This window comes from Cupriavidus sp. 22TCCZM01-5 (assembly GCF_057798915.1).
On record NZ_JBYOJR010000007.1, the window covers coordinates 157,850 to 172,847 of the forward strand.

Below are 14,998 nucleotides of genomic sequence, written 5' to 3' on the forward strand. Positions count from 1 at the left end.
TGACAAGCGCTTACCACATTCCGCGCATTTGCGGGCAACGCCCCAGGCGCCGATAATGGCGGGGCCGTGCCCGGCCTCGCGGGCGCGGCCTTGCCGCCCTTGTTTGCCGCTCCTGTCTTCCGCATGTCGCCACATCAAGGCCTTCCCCAGCCGCAGCGCACCTGGGCCATCCTCACCGTTTTCTGCGGGCTGATCATGGCCGTGCTGGACGGTTCGATCGCCAATATCGCGCTGCCCTCGATCTCGCGCCAGCTGCAGGCCGAGCCGTCGAACACCATCTGGGTGGTGAACGCCTATCAGCTTACCGTCACGGTATGCCTGCTGCCGCTGTCATCGCTGGGCGATATCCTGGGATACAAGCGTGTGTACCGCGCCGGACTGGCCACCTTCCTGGTCGGGTCGCTGCTGTGCGCGCTGGCGGTCAACCTGCCCATGCTGGTGGCGGCGCGCGTGCTGCAGGGCCTGGGCGGTGCCGGCATCATGAGCGTGAATACGGCGCTGGTGCGCTACATCTATCCGCCCACGCGCCTGGGCCGCGGCATCGGCCTGAACGCGCTGGTGGTCGGCGTGACCACGGCGGTGGGCCCCTCGCTCGGGGCACTGATCCTGTCGCTGGCGAGCTGGCAATGGCTGTTCGCGGTGAACGTGCCCGTGGCGATCTTCGCGCTGGCGCTCAGCCGCAGCGCGCTGCCCGAAACGGCGCCCCAGCCGCGCGAGTTCGACTATCCAAGCGCCGTGCTGTCGGCAGTGGTCTTCGGGCTGTTCATCCTGGGCGTCGATGGCCTCGGCCATGCCGGCCTGCGTGCCGCCGGTGCGGCCGCCGTAGGCGTCACGTTCGTGCTGGGCTGGCTCCTGGTACGGCGCCAGCACGGCCGTCCGGCACCGCTCGTGCCCGTAGACCTGTTCGCCAGCCGGGCCTTCACCCTGGCGGTCGGCACTTCGTTCTGCTCATTCATGACGCAGATGCTGTCCTTCGTGGCCCTTCCGTTCTTTCTCGAATACCAGCTGGGCCGGTCGCTGCATGAAACCGGGCTGCTGATCACGCCCTGGCCGTTGACGGTGGCGCTGATGGCGGCGCTGTCGGGACGGCTGTCGGACCGCTATCCCGCCAGCATCCTGGCGGGCCTCGGGCTGGCGCTGCTTGCGGCCGGCCTGCTCGGCCTGGCGTTGCTCGGGCGTGATGCCGGCAGCCTCGACATCGCCTGGCGCATGGCGATGTGCGGGCTTGGCTTCGGCCTGTTCCAGTCGCCGAACAACCGCGCCATGATCGGTGCCACGCCGCCCGCGCGCAGCGGCGGCGCCAGCGGGGCGCAGGCAACCACGCGGCTGCTCGGGCAGACCACCGGCACGGCCGTGGTGGCACTGCTGTTCAGCCTGGATGAAACCGGCGGCGCGCGCTCCGCGCTCTATGTGGCGGTGGGCATGGCTGCGCTGGGCGCGGTAATCAGCCTGAGCCGGCTGCGCGATGCCGGACCTGCCCGGCGCACGCAGGCAACCGCCGAACCTGACGCCTGACGTCCCCGGTACGTGCCCTATACTGGATCAAGGGCGCCGGTTATGTCACGTCGGCGCCCGGCACCTGACCGGGGGGAGTGCCGCCTTGCTTGACTGGAGGCTGCTATGTTCCAGCACCTGCTGCTCCCTGTTGACGGTTCGCCCCTTTCCGAATCCGCGTTCCGCCAGGGCATTGCCTTCGCCCGCGACGCCGGGGCCCGTGTCACGGCGCTCCAGGTGATCCCCGATTTCCACACCTACACCTACCAGGTCGAAATGCTGGCCAGCACGCGCGACCAGTACGCGCGCGATGCCACCAAGGCTGTCGAGGACTACCTCGACACGATGGCCGCCGAGGCTGCGGCGGCGGAAGTCGCCTGCGACACCGTAGCGGTCATCCACGACCATCCCTACGAGGCCATCATCAACACCGCGGTGGAAAAGGGCTGCGACCTGATCGTGATGGCATCGCACGGGCGGCGCGGCCTGCAAGGGGTGCTGATCGGCAGCGAGACGCAGAAGGTACTCACGCACAGCCGCATCCCTGTGCTGGTGTACCGCTGACGATACCGGCAGCGCGGAGGGGGCCGTTCCGATGCGCGGCAGCATGCAGCGGTATGTGGCCTTCCCTGCCATGCGCCAGCGGCCCCGTCAGTCTCCATCCTGACCGAGTCAGGCTGGCAGGCGCTTGCATTGTCCGGGGGCAGCCGAACGGACCCGACGCACGCGTCCTGTTTTCCGTTACACGGAGGCAGCCATGAAGAACGAGACACGCCTTGCCACAACCCGCTATCTGCGCCGGTGCGCGTCCACGGGCCCGCTCGCCAGCCCGGCGCGCCGCCGCGTGCTGCACGCGGCGGCAGCGGCTGCCCTGGCCGCCGAGCTTGGCACGCTGGCCAGCCCGCGTCCCGTACATGCCGCCGCCAGACGGACGCTGAAGATCCTGCAGTGGAACCATTTTGTGCCGGGCTACGACACCTGGTTCGACGGCACCTATGTCAAGGAATGGGGGCAGCGCCACGACACCGAGGTCATCGTCGACCATGTCGGCATCCCGGCGCTGGCTACGCGCGCCGCGGCCGAGGTCTCGGCTCAGAAAGGGCACGACCTCTTCATGTTCCTGTCGCCGCCGCCTGTGTATGAGGAGCAGGTCATCGACCACCGCGAGATCTATGAGGAATGCCAGCGCAAGCATGGCAAGCCGGTAGAACTGGCGGTCCGCAGCACGCTCAACCCCAAGACGCGCAAGTACTTCGCCTTCTCCGACAGCTTCGTGCCCGATCCGGTCAACTACCGCAAGGATCTTTGGGATGAAGCCGGCATGGCAGCACCCGACAGCTGGGAAGATGTGCTGGCGGCCGGGCGCAAGATCAAGCAGTCGAAAGGCATTCCGGTCGGCATCGGACTGTCCGCCGAACTGGACACGGCCATGGCCATGCGGACCATCCTCTTTGCGTATGGCGGCTCGGAGCAGGACGAGCGCGGCAATGTCGTGCTGAACTCGCGCAATACGCTCGAAGCCGTCAAGTACGTGCGAGCGCTGTACCGCGACACCATGACGCCGGAGGTACTTGCCTGGGATCCCTCCTCGAACAACCGCGCCATGCTGGCGGGCAAGATCTCGCTATGCCTGAATGCCATCTCCATCACACGCGAGGGCGAGAACAAGAACCTGCCCGTCACGCCGGACATCTGGCTGACGCAGGCCCTGCGCGGGCCGGCGCAGCGCATTTGCCTGGAACACGTGATGGACTGCTACGTCATCTGGAAATTCGCCGAGAACATCGCAGGCGCGAAGCAGTTCCTGGTGGACTACATCGACAACTTCCGCAAGGCCTTCCTGGCCAGCGAGTCCTACAATTTCCCGTGCTTCGCCAGCACCGTGCCGGACCTGAAGAAGCTGATCGATGAAGACCCCAAGGCCAAGCCGGGGACCAAGTACCGGGTACTGGGCGATCTGATGGTGCAGGCCACCAATGTCGGCTATCCCGGCCATGCGAACGCCGCCATCGACGAGATCTTCAACACCTGGGTACTCAACACCATGTTCGCAAGGGCCGCGACCGGCGACGCCTCGCCGGAGGACGCCATCCGCGATGCCGAAGCCGCCTGCAAGCGGATCTTTGCCAAATGGCGGGCCAGGGGGCTGGTATGAACGCCAGCGCCGCCTCTGCGCCTGCGCACCATGGCCACGGTCGAAACACACGCCCTCACCAAGCGCTTTGACGGCGGCAATGCCGTCGACGGCATCGACCTGGCCGTGCGCGAAGGCGAGTTCCTGGTGCTGCTGGGCCCGTCCGGCTCCGGCAAGACCACCCTGCTGCGCATGATTGCCGGCCTGGAGACGCCTACCTCCGGCGACGTGCTGGTGAACGGCAGCATCGTCACCGGCCTGCCGCCGCGCCTGCACAACATGGCCATGGTGTTCCAGAGCTACGCGCTCTACCCGCACCTCACGGTGGCCGCCAACATCGCCTTCCCGCTCGAGGCCCGGCACATGCCGCGCCAGGCCGTGGACGAGAAAGTCAGGTGGGCGGCCGCACTGTTCGGCATCGAACCGTTGCTGGCACGCAAGCCGCGCCAGCTGTCCGGCGGCGAGCGGCAGCGCGTGGCCCTGGCGCGGGCCGTGGTGCGCGACCCGGTGGCCTTCCTGCTGGATGAGCCGCTGTCCAACCTCGACGCCAAGCTGCGCACCTCGGCGCGCGAGGAACTGCAGCAGATCCAGCGCCGCCTGGCCACCACCACGATCTACGTCACCCATGACCAGGTCGAAGCTCTGGCGCTGGGCGACCGCATCGCCGTGCTCGACCGCGGGCGCATGCATCAGATCGGCACGCCGGGCCAGGTTTACCAACGGCCGGCGGACCGCTTTGTCGCCACGTTCATCGGCTCGCCGCCAATGAACCTGCTTGCAGCGGGCAACGTGGAGACAGGATTCCGGCCCGAGCATTTCCTGCCGCGCGAGGTCTTCGCCGCAGGCGAGCCGCTGGAGGACTATCCGCTGAACATCATCCGCATCGAGAACCTGGGCTCCGACCGCCTGGTGTATGGGCTGCTGGAACCGCCACAACCGCCAGTGAAGGTCATCTCGCGCATCCCCTGCACGGTCAGCGTGGCACTGCAGGCCGGCACGCGCCACCGCTTTGCCGTGCGGCACGCCGACCTGCACCACTTCAATGCCGGCTCCGGCGCGAGCCTCGATCCCGCTGCGCCATGAACGTCCATCTGCCCGCGTCGCTGGAAGCCAGCCATGGCGGCGCCGCCCGCGCCCCATGGGAAGAACGCTGGCTGGGTACTCTGATGCTGGCGCCGGCGCTGCTGTACATTGCACTGCTGCTGGCTTTCCCGTTCCTGCTGTCGATCTGGTACAGCCTGTCCGATGCCACCGTCGGCAGCCACGCCCTGCAATTTGTCGGCCTGGAGAATTTCCGTCGCGTCGTGCACAACGCGACGTTCTGGCGCTCGCTGCGCAATGCGCTGGTCTTCACGCTGGTATCGCAGGCGCTGGTGGTCGTGCTGGCGAAGGTCCTCGCGCTGGCCCTGGCGCATGACTTTCCCGGCAAATGGCTGGTGCGCCTGCTGATCCTGCTGCCGTGGGTGGCGCCGATCTCGCTGGGGTCGATCGGCTGGCTGTGGATCTTCGACCCGGTCTACAGCATCATCAACTGGACCTTGCAGGCGCTCGGCGTATTCGGCCCCGGCGTCTGGCCGGTGTGGCTGGGGCAGCCCACGCTGGCCATGGCATCGGTGATTCTGGTCGATGTCTGGCGCCTGCTGCCTCTGGCCACGGTGATCATCCTGGCCGGCATGCAGGGCATCCCGCAAGACCTGCATGACGCCGCCGCCATGGATGGCGCCGGCTTCTGGCGGCGCCTGTTCCGCATCGACCTGCCGCTGCTGATGCCCGTCATGCTGGTGGCCCTGTTGTTCGGCATCGTCTTCACGCTGACCGACATGATCATCATCTACGTGCTCACGCGGGGCGGCCCCTACGACACCACGCAGGTGCTGGCGAGCCTGGCCTTCTTCACGGGGATCCAGGGTGGCGACCTGGCCGAGGGCGCGGCCATCTCGCTATTCCTTTTCCCGCTGCTGGTGGCGGCCGTGGTCCTGCTGCTGACCGTGGCCCACCGCACCGAGGTGACCTGACATGGCCGCCGTCATCGCGACCGGCGGCAAGCCGGGCAAATGGTTCGCGCCGCGCTGGCGCGCGCGCGGCGCACGCATGCTCGTGTTCGTGACGCTGGCCGCATTTGCCATGTTCTGCGCCTTCCCCTTTTACTGGATGTTGGTGACGACCTTCAAGGACGTCCACGACCTGATCAACACCGCCAACAATCCGTTCCTGTTCAACCAGCCTCCTACGCTGGAAAACCTGCGCGTACTGTTCCACGACACGCAGTACCTGCGCTGGCTGCTCAATACCTTGCTGGTGGGCGTACTGGTGGTGCTCATCACGCTGGCACTGGCGGTGCCGGCCGGCTACAGCCTGGCACGCCTGTCTGGCAGGCATGGACGCCAACTGGCGATCGCCATCTTCCTGACCTACCTGATTCCGCCGACGATCCTGTTCATCCCGTTCTCCCGCATCGTCGGCGCGCTCGGGCTGCAGGACTCGCTGTGGTCGCTGGTGCTGGTGTATCCCAGCTTCACCGTGCCGTTCTGCACCTGGCTGATGATGGGCTTCTTCAAGGCCGTCCCACGCGACATCGAAGAGGCAGCGATGATGGATGGCCTGAGCCGCTTCGGCGCCTTCCTGAAAGTGGTGGTGCCGCTGTCCTCGGCGGGCATCCTGACCGTGGTCATCTTCACGCTGACGCTGGTGATGCAGGAATTCGTCTACGCGCTCACCTTCATCACCAGCTCTTCGCAGTACACGGTCAGCGTGGGCGTGCCGACGTTCCTGGTGCGCGGCGATGTCTATTTCTGGGGATCGCTGATGGGGGCGTGCCTGATTGTCAGTGTGCCGGTGGCCTTGCTCTACAACCTGTTCCTTGACCGCTTCGTGACCGGCTTCACCGTGGGCGCAATCAAATAGCCGCGCCCGCTGGCAAGGCGTGGCAGCCGGCTCACTCGGCCTTCGCGCCCGACTCCTTCACCACCTTCGCCCACTTGGCAATCTCCGCGCGCTGGTAGTTCGCCAGCCGCTCGGGCGTGCCAAGGACCGGTTCGAGCCCCAGCGTCCTGAGCTTTGCCTGCACGTCCGGCAGCGAGTAGATGCGATTGAACTCGGCATTGAGCTTGGCCACCACGTCCTTCGGCGTATTGGCCGGCGCGAAGATCGCGAACCAGGAATCCGCCTCGAAGCCGGGCAGGCCCTGCTCGGCCAGCGTGGGAATGTCCGGTGCCGACGGCGAGCGCTTCGCGCTGGTGACGCCGAGCGCGCGCAGCTTGCCCTCCTTCACCACCGGCAGCGCCGACGGCAGGTTGTCGAACATCATCGTGATATGGCCGCCGAGCAGGTCCGGAATCGCCATGGCCCGGCCCTTGTACGGGACATGGACGATCTTCACGCCGGCCATGGAATTGAACAGCTCGCCCGCGACGTGCAGAGAGGTCCCGACGCCCGGTGTGCCGAACGTCAGGCCGCCGGGCTTCGCCTTGGCCAGCGCGATCAGTTCGGCGACGTTCTTCGCCGGTACGTCCGGATGCACGACCAGCACATTCGGTGTCGTCGCGACCAGGATCACGGGCGTGAAGTCCTTGACCATGTCGTACGGCATCTTGCTGTAGAGCGCACCGTTGATCGAGTGCGTGCCCACGGTGCCCATCGCCAGCGTGTAGCCGTCGGCCGGCGCATGGGCCACGGCCTCGGCGCCGATATTGCCGCCGGCGCCGGGCTTGTTGTCCACCACGACCGGTTGCCCCCATGAGGGCGAGATCTTCTCGGAGACGATGCGCGCCAGCGTGTCCGGCGCGCCGCCGCTGGGAAAGCCGACCACCATCCGGATCGGCTTGTTCGGATAGGCCTGCGCCTGCGCGGCGGGCGCGCTGAACACGGCGGCAGCGGCGAGTGCCGCCGCGGCAAGGGAACTGACTCGCATCGATTGTCTCCTGGCTGGCCGGCACCTGCGTGGGCGCCGGCTGTTCTGGTCGGAAAATCCGGGACTACACTGCGATACCGCCGAACTCCTGCATGACCTTCTCCTGCAGGCGCCGCATGCCACGCAGCCACCGATCATAGTCCTGCCCCTTGCGGCGATAGTATTCCAATACCTCCGGATGCGGCAGGATCAGAAATCGTTCGTCGACCATGCCTTCGATCGTGGCGCCGGCCACGTGCTCGGGCGTGACCGATCCTTCCTGCAGGAAGCCCTTGCGCTCGCCGTTCTCGCCGAACAGCATATTGGTCTGCACGCCCTGCGGGCAGATGCAGCTCACCTTGATGCCGCGGTCGCCATAGGTGATCGACAGCCATTCCGCGAAGCCAATGGCTGCATGTTTGGTCACCGCATACGGCGCCGAACCGATCTGCGACAGCAGGCCCGCTGCCGACACGGTATTGACGAAATAGCCATCGCCACGCTCCAGCATCTGCGGCAGCACGGCCTTGGCCGCATGGATGTGCGCCATGACGTTGATGTCCCAGATGCGCTGCCACTCCTCGGCGCTGGCGTCGAGCCCCTTGCGCAGGATGATCCCGGCGTTGGAACAGAACACATCGACCTGGCCGAAGCGGCGCGTCGCCTCGTCCGTCAGCGCCTGCACCGCGGCGGCGTCGGCGACATCCACCGCCTGCCCGAACACCTTGCAGTCCGGCGCGGCCGCCTGCACTTCTGCCGCCACCGTGGCAGCCCCGGCTGCGTTGAGGTCGGCGATGGCCACCCCGCGCGCGCCGGCCCGGGCAAATGCCAGGGCCAGCGCCCGGCCAATGCCCGTGGCGGCGCCGGTCACGACGACGGTCTTGTCTTTGACTTGCATGCTTTTGTCTCCTCGTCTGAGTCTGCTTTCAGTTGGCTTCGCGCGCGCCGGACGCTGCCGGCGCCGTACGTGTCGATCCTTGCCGCCCGGCACCGGCCTGCCACAGCCGCGCCTGCAGCGCCTGGGCCAGTTCGCGGATACGCGGGCCCAGGTTGCTTTCCAGGATTTCCGGCGAGAGCCGCGTCGCGGCGCCGCCGATGTTCAGCGCCAGCACCTCGCCGCTGCCTTCGAGCCGCAGCGGCGCCGCGGCCCCGCTGACGGTGCGGTCCCACTCGGCGTGGGCCACGCAGAAGCCGCACCGCGCATGGTCGCGCAGCGAGCGCTCGATCTTGCTGCGCACCGGCGCCCAGCGCGCGCCGTAGTGACGCTCCAGCTCGGCGAGCGCGGCTTCGCGGTGCGCGCTGTCCAGCCCGGCCAGCCACGCGCGCCCCATGGCCGAGGTGGCCATCGGCAGCCGCGCGCCGGGCGCAAGCCGGATCACCAGCGCGCCGCGCGGCTGGCACGATTCCAGGTAGACCATCGCATGGCGGTCAGGCATGGCCAGCGCAACGGTGCAGTCGGTCGCGAACGCGAGCGACTGCATCAGCGGCTGCGCGATCTCGCGGATGCCCGCGCCCGAGATGTAGCGATGCCCCAGCACCATTGCACCCTGCCCCAGCCGGTACTTCTCCATCGACTCGATATAGGTGAGGTAGCCCAGCGAGGCCAGCGTGTAGGTGAGGCGCGACACGGTGGGCCGCGGAATGCCGGTGCGGCGTGACAGCTCGGCATTGCCCAGGTAGTCGTCATGCGGCCCGAACGCACGCAGCAGTTCCATGCCGCGCGCGAGCGCGGTGACGAAGTTGCGGTCTTCGGCCGGCTCCGCCGCGCCGCAGGGCATGGCGGGCATGACGTGGGCGGCGTCGGGCGGCGGTGCCGGGATGGAGGTCGAGCGCTTCATGCAGGGCTGGGTGTTGTCCTGCCTGACTAGATACCAGTTCCGGCGGCCCCCGACCCTGGCTATGTAGGGAAAACATGTGCGCCAGAAACGCCATCTATATAGCCGAATCAATGGGTTAGCCCAATTCTCACCCCATCGCGCGGGATCATGCTGTCAATTCGAGCAGCAGCGAATGGCAACGGCCGCCCCTTTGGATTCGCATGCTTATCATCTATGATGTGATTCACGTCATCATCGTATTGCCATCTTGAGGCTCCCATGGAGCAAAAGACCGCTCGGCTTACGCTGCTCATCGATCCCGACAAGAAGGCTGCCTTCGAGCACCTTTGCGCACAGCAGGATCTGACCGCCTCGCAGGTGATCCGGCGCCTCATCCGCGACTACCTGGTCCAGCATGGCGTCCAATATGTCCCTAGCGGCGTGGACACGGCCAAAGCGGAAGCCAATGGCAACGAGAGGCCACCGATGGAGCTGCCGTCGCGGCGCGGTGCGGCGCCCCCTGCCAAGCGCCGGGCAGCCCGTCGCGGAGCCTGAGCCATGAGCAGCGTGCCCCCTCTCGCGCAATGGCTCCATCTCGACTGGATCCTGATCGTGGTTGGCGCCTGGCTGCTTGTCGGCGTGGCAGGAATCCTGGTGCTGCATCGGTTTGCCCTGGTATCCCGCGTGCTATTCCCCATCGGGGGAGCATTGGGACTGGCCCTGTCCGGTCTTGCGCTGCACGCTGTGTTCGGCACGCCTGAAGCTGCCGTGCTGCCGATCGGCCTGCCCGCGCTGCCGTTCCACGTCCGGCTCGACAGCCTGTCGGCCTACTTCCTGATGGTCATGGGGGGCGCAGCGGCTGGCATTTCGACGTTTGCGGCAGGCTACTTCCGCAAGGGGGAAGGCACGCCGCCGGGCCTGCTTTGCCTTGAATACCATCTGTTTCTCGCCAGTATGGCCGGGGTGATCCTGGCAGACGACGCGTACTCGTTCATGGTGATGTGGGAAACCATGGCGTTGTCTTCATTCTTCCTGGTAACCGCCAACCACCGCATCGCCGAAGTGCGCGCCGCAGGCTATCTCTACATCACGATGGCCCGCATCGGGGCGATCGCGATCCTGCTGTGCTTTGGCGTGCTGCAGGCCAACACCGGCGACTACACGTTTGCCAATATGCGCGCCCAGGCGCTGACGCCGTTCTGGGCCTCCGCCGGCTTCCTGCTCGCCCTGTTCGGGTTCGGCGCCAAGGCTGGCATCCTTCCGCTGCATGTCTGGCTGCCGGAGGCGCATCCGGCTGCGCCCTCGCCGGTATCGGCAATGATGAGTGGCGTCATGCTCAACACGGCAATCTACGGCTTGTTGCGCGTGTGCTTCGACTTGCTGCAGATGCGTCTGTGGTGGTGGGGCGGATTGCTGCTCGCGGTTGGGCTGGCCACCGCGCTGTTCGGCGTGGTCTTCGCCGCGGTGCAGACCGACATGAAGCGGCTGCTGGCCTATTCGTCAGTCGAGAACATGGGCCTGCTCTTCGTTGCCATGGGCCTGACGCTGCTGTTTTCGGCCTACGGCATGAGGCCAATGGCCGCCCTGGCGCTGACGGCTGCGCTCTATCATGTCGCCAGCCATGCCTTCTTCAAGAGCCTGCTCTTTCTGGGAACCGGCAGCGTGCTGCACGCCACCGAGGAGAGAAGCCTCGGCAAGCTGGGTGGATTGATTCGCTATATGCCCTGGGTGGGCTGGCTGACGCTGCTGGGCGTGCTGGCCAGCGCGGGGCTGCCGCCGCTCGGCGGCTTCGTCTCGGAGTGGCTGCTGCTGCAAAGCTTCCTGTTCACGCCGGGTCTTCCCGAACCGATACTGACCATGCTGATCCCGGTGGTTGCCGCGCTGATCGCGCTGGTGGCGGCGCTGGCCGGCTACACCATGGTCAAGTTCTTCGGCGTGATCTTCCTCGGCCAGCCCCGCGAGCCCAAGCTGGTCCACGCGCACGACACCGGCCGCTGGGAGCGGGCGGGCATGCTGTGGCTGGCGCTGGGCTGTATCGCGCTTGGCCTGCTGCCGACGCAATTCGTCCAGCTGATCGATCCGGTGACGCAGCAGCTGGTGGCAAGCGGACTGGGCGCCCGGACCGCGGCCAGTGACTGGTTGCTGGCACCCAATGGGCAGGCCCAGGCCAGCTACGGGCCGGTCATTTTCCTGCTCGGCATTCTGGCCAGTTTTGCGCTCGCCTTTCTGCTGGTGCGCCGCTTCTACCACGGCCGGCTTCGCCGCAGCCCGCCGTGGGCTTGCGGCTTCCCATGGGGCACCGCGCGCATGCAGGACACGGCCGAGGGTTTCGGTCAGCCGATCCGCCAGATCTTTGAACCGTTTTTCCTGATGCGCCGTGACTTGCCGACGCCATTCGATGAACAGCCGCGCTACCGGGTCACGGTGGCGGACCATTTCTGGCGCTGGCTGTATGTCCCGGTGATCGATCTGGCGTCGTATCTGGCCCGGCTGATTGGCCTGATGCAGCAGGGACGCATCTCGGCGTACCTGCTGTACAGCTTCCTGACCCTGGCCGCCACGCTGCTGGCCGTGATGTGATGAGGGCTACATGAGCCTGACGGGGATTCTGTCACAGCTGATCGAGATCGTGATCTCGATTACGCTTGCGCCCCTGCTGACCGGCTGGGTCAATCAGTGGCGGGCCTGGCTGCAGAACAAGTCGGCGCCCAGCATCTGGCAGCCGTACCGAATGCTGCACAAGCTGTTCAACAAGGAATCGGTGATTGCAGATAACGCGTCGCCATTGTTTCGCGCCACGCCTTATGTGGTGTTCGGCTGCATGGCGCTGGCCTGCTCGATCGTCCCTACCGTGTCCACGGACCTGCCGCTGGCTCCGGCCGCGGACGCGATCGCCCTGGTTGGCCTGTTCGCGCTGGCGCGGGTCTTCATCTCGCTGGCGGCAATGGACGTCGGCACCGCTTTCGGAACCCTCGGTGCGCGGCGCGAAATGCTGGTCGGCTTCCTGGCGGAACCGGCGCTGCTGATGGTGCTGTTCTCCGCCTCGCTGGTCTCCAAGTCAACCTCGCTCACCACCATTGTCGAGACGATTGCGCACCGGGACCTGGCCATCTATCCGGGACTGGCGTTTGCCGGCGTGGCGTTCACCATGGTGTCGCTGGCCGAGAACGCCCGCGTGCCGGTCGACAACCCCGCCACCCACCTCGAGCTCACGATGATCCACGAGGCGCTGATCCTGGAATACTCGGGCCGGCACCTGGCGCTCCTGGAGTGGGCGGCAAGCCTGAAACTGTTTGCCTATTCCTGCATCGGCCTGGCGCTGTTCTTTCCGTGGGGAGTCGCGGAAGCGCAGGCTCCCCTGGCCATGCTGCTGGCGCTGCCCGCGCTGCTGTTCAAGCTCATCATGGGTGGAATCCTGCTGGCGGCGCTGGAAACGGTGAGCGCCAAGATGCGCATCTTCCGCGTGCCGGAATTTCTGGCCACCGCTTTTCTGCTGGCGGTGATCGGCATGCTGGTCCACCTGCTGCTGGCTCACTGAGCACCCGGCAATGACTGCGCTCCTCACCCAGTTCGTCAACCTCCTTGGTGCGGTGCTCCTGATCCTCGCCTTCGCCATGATCTCGCAGCGACGAATCCTGTCGCTGATCAACCTGTTCACGCTACAGGGCGCGACGCTGGCAGTGGCCACCGCCGTCGTCGGCTACGTGACGGGCCAGCCGCACCTTTACCTGTCGGCCGGCCTGACCGCCATGCTCAAGGTGCTGCTCATCCCCTACCTGCTGCACCGCGTTATCGATCGTCTCCAGATCCGCCGCGATGTCGAGACGCTGATCAACATTCCCACCACGATGCTGATCGGCATCCTGGTGGTGATCTTCGCCTTCAATCTCACCATGCCAATCGCGCGGCTGTCGCTGAAGCTCGCCAGCGGCACGCTGGGCATTGCGCTGGCCTGCGTGCTGTTGTCCTTCCTGATGATGATCACGCGCTCCAAGGCGGTGCCGCAGGTCATCGGCTTCCTGGCAATGGAGAATGGCCTCTTCTTCGCGGCCACCGCCGCGACCTACGGCATGCCGATGGTGGTCGAGCTGGGCATCGCGCTGGATGTGCTGATCGGCGTGCTGATCCTGGGTGTGTTCATGTTCCAGATCCGTGAGCAGTTCGACAGCCTGGATATCCGCCATCTTGAAAAACTGAAGGAGGATTGAGTTGATTGCGCTGGCCCTGTTGCTCGCATGTCCGCTCGCCGGCGGGCTGGTACTGGCTCTGGTGGGGCATCGCGAGCGCGCACGCGACATCAATGTCGCCTTCAGCCTGGGGACGTTCCTCGCCTCCTGTGTCCTGACGGCGCAAATCGTCGCCGACGGCCCGATGCTGGTCTGGAGCCGGGAGTTCTACATTGACCCGCTGAACGTATTCCTCGTAGCGCTGACCGCATTCGTGGGCCTGACCACCTCGATCTTTTCGCGGCCGTACATGCGGGTGGAGCACGACCACGGCAAGATGACGCCGCCGCGGCTGCGCCTGTACCACAGCATGTACCAGCTCTTCACCTTCACCATGCTGCTGGCGCTGACGACCAACAATATGGGCATCATCTGGGTCGCGATGGAAGCTGCCACGCTGACGACGGTGCTGCTGGTAAGCGTCTACCGCACTGCGGCCAGCCTGGAGGCGGCATGGAAGTACTTCATCCTGTGCGGGGTGGGCATTGCCCAGGCGCTGTTCGGCACGGTGCTGCTCTACATGGCCGCCGAGAAAGTCATCGGCGCGGAGGGTGGCGCGTTGCTGTGGACCAATCTGGACGCGGTCAAGCACCAGCTCGATCCCAACATCATCACGCTGGCGTTCGCCTTCCTGTTTATCGGCTATGGCACCAAGGTCGGGCTGGTCCCGCTGCACAACTGGCTGCCGGACGCGCACGCGGAAGGCCCTACCCCCGTGTCGGCCGTGCTCTCCGGCCTGCTGCTCAATGTGGCGCTCTATGCCGTGCTGCGCTGCAAGGTGCTGACCGATGCGGCACTGGGCAACCATCTCACCGGCCGCCTGATGATGGGATTCGGCCTGGTATCGGTGGTGGCAGCCGTCTTCTTCCTGATCCGGCAGCGCGACATCAAGCGCATGTTTGCGTATTCATCCATCGAGCACATGGGGATGATGACCTTCGCCTTCGGCATGGGCGGACCGATCGCCAGCTATGCCGGCCTGCTGCACATGACGGTGCATTCGCTGGTCAAGTCTGCGATCTTCTTCGCCGTCGGCCACGCCGCGCAGAAAGCGGGCACGCAAGTCATGGACGACATCCGCGGACTGATCCGCGTCAGCCCCACGGTGGGTTGGGGCCTGATGCTGGGGGCGCTCGCCATCCTGGGCATGCCGCCGTTTGGCGTCTTCGCCAGCGAGTTCCTGATCGTCACCACCGCCATGCGCGAGCAGCCGTGGGCTACGCCCTTCCTGCTGATCGCACTCGGGTTGGCGTTCGCGGCGGTGTTCAGCCGGGTGCAGCCAATGGTCTTCGGCGACACCACGCTCAAGCCGCTGGCGCATCCGCCAGCCCTGGTCCCGGTGTTCACACACCTCGCCCTGGGGCTGATGCTGGGTCTCTATGTCCCGCCGTATCTCAACACCTGGTACCGGCAGGCAGCCGCAATGCTGGGGAGCTGA

The 14,998-nt window shown here is 66.2% G+C and carries 14 protein-coding genes; 11 read left to right on the top strand and 3 right to left on the bottom strand.

What is annotated here, in order from left to right; all coding sequences use genetic code 11:
• Positions 1-123: 123 nt before the first annotated feature.
• From AC3FNH_RS09535 to AC3FNH_RS09560, 6 genes are all read left to right on the top strand, one after another.
• A complete protein-coding gene (locus tag AC3FNH_RS09535; protein WP_276100996.1) occupies positions 124-1,515 on the top strand; it encodes an MFS transporter in 1,392 nt (463 codons plus the stop codon).
• Positions 1,516-1,620: 105 nt separating this feature from the next.
• A complete protein-coding gene (locus AC3FNH_RS09540) occupies positions 1,621-2,058 on the top strand; it encodes a universal stress protein (protein ID WP_276100995.1) in 438 nt (145 codons plus the stop codon).
• A 193-nt stretch (positions 2,059-2,251) separates the two neighbouring features.
• Positions 2,252-3,649 (top strand): ABC transporter substrate-binding protein, encoded by a 1,398-nt coding sequence (locus tag AC3FNH_RS09545; protein WP_488719872.1) that lies wholly within the window; start codon positions 2,252-2,254, stop codon positions 3,647-3,649.
• A 30-nt stretch (positions 3,650-3,679) separates the two neighbouring features.
• The gene (locus AC3FNH_RS09550) at positions 3,680-4,711 is read left to right on the top strand and encodes an ABC transporter ATP-binding protein (RefSeq protein ID WP_488719873.1); all 1,032 of its coding nucleotides are present in this window, start codon (positions 3,680-3,682) and stop codon (positions 4,709-4,711) included.
• Complete coding sequence (locus tag AC3FNH_RS09555) at positions 4,708-5,643, top strand: carbohydrate ABC transporter permease (protein WP_488719874.1); 936 nt, start codon at positions 4,708-4,710, stop codon at positions 5,641-5,643. Before AC3FNH_RS09550 ends, AC3FNH_RS09555 begins: the two co-directional genes overlap by 4 nt.
• Before the next feature lies 1 nt (position 5,644).
• A complete protein-coding gene (locus tag AC3FNH_RS09560) occupies positions 5,645-6,532 on the top strand; it encodes a carbohydrate ABC transporter permease (protein WP_488719875.1) in 888 nt (295 codons plus the stop codon).
• A gap of 31 nt (positions 6,533-6,563) precedes the next feature.
• On the opposite strand, the gene AC3FNH_RS09565 is transcribed toward AC3FNH_RS09560, so the two are convergent.
• The 3 genes from AC3FNH_RS09565 to AC3FNH_RS09575 all read right to left on the bottom strand — a co-directional run bounded on the left by AC3FNH_RS09565 (position 6,564) and on the right by AC3FNH_RS09575 (position 9,355).
• Complete coding sequence (locus tag AC3FNH_RS09565) at positions 6,564-7,538, bottom strand: Bug family tripartite tricarboxylate transporter substrate binding protein (RefSeq protein ID WP_488719876.1); 975 nt, start codon at positions 7,536-7,538, stop codon at positions 6,564-6,566.
• A gap of 64 nt (positions 7,539-7,602) precedes the next feature.
• A complete protein-coding gene (locus AC3FNH_RS09570; protein WP_488719877.1) occupies positions 7,603-8,415 on the bottom strand; it encodes an SDR family NAD(P)-dependent oxidoreductase in 813 nt (270 codons plus the stop codon).
• Between the two features lie 28 nt (positions 8,416-8,443).
• The gene (locus tag AC3FNH_RS09575) at positions 8,444-9,355 is read right to left on the bottom strand and encodes an IclR family transcriptional regulator (protein ID WP_488719878.1); all 912 of its coding nucleotides are present in this window, start codon (positions 9,353-9,355) and stop codon (positions 8,444-8,446) included.
• A gap of 258 nt (positions 9,356-9,613) precedes the next feature.
• Here AC3FNH_RS09575 and AC3FNH_RS09580 point away from each other — a divergent pair, with 258 nt between their 5' ends.
• From AC3FNH_RS09580 to AC3FNH_RS09600, 5 genes are read left to right on the top strand one after another with little or no spacing between them, the layout of a single operon-like run.
• Positions 9,614-9,889, top strand: coding sequence for a ribbon-helix-helix protein, CopG family (locus AC3FNH_RS09580; protein ID WP_276100987.1), 276 nt, complete (start codon positions 9,614-9,616; stop codon positions 9,887-9,889).
• Between the two features lie 3 nt (positions 9,890-9,892).
• A complete protein-coding gene (gene hyfB / locus AC3FNH_RS09585) occupies positions 9,893-11,914 on the top strand; it encodes a hydrogenase 4 subunit B (protein ID WP_276100986.1) in 2,022 nt (673 codons plus the stop codon).
• A gap of 10 nt (positions 11,915-11,924) precedes the next feature.
• Positions 11,925-12,872 (top strand): respiratory chain complex I subunit 1 family protein, encoded by a 948-nt coding sequence (locus tag AC3FNH_RS09590; protein ID WP_488719879.1) that lies wholly within the window; start codon positions 11,925-11,927, stop codon positions 12,870-12,872.
• A 10-nt stretch (positions 12,873-12,882) separates the two neighbouring features.
• Entirely contained in the window at positions 12,883-13,542 is a 660-nt protein-coding gene (locus AC3FNH_RS09595; RefSeq protein ID WP_276100984.1) for a formate hydrogenlyase, read from the top strand.
• 1 nt (position 13,543) lies between these two features.
• Positions 13,544-14,998, top strand: coding sequence for a hydrogenase 4 subunit F (locus AC3FNH_RS09600; RefSeq protein WP_276100983.1), 1,455 nt, complete (start codon positions 13,544-13,546; stop codon positions 14,996-14,998).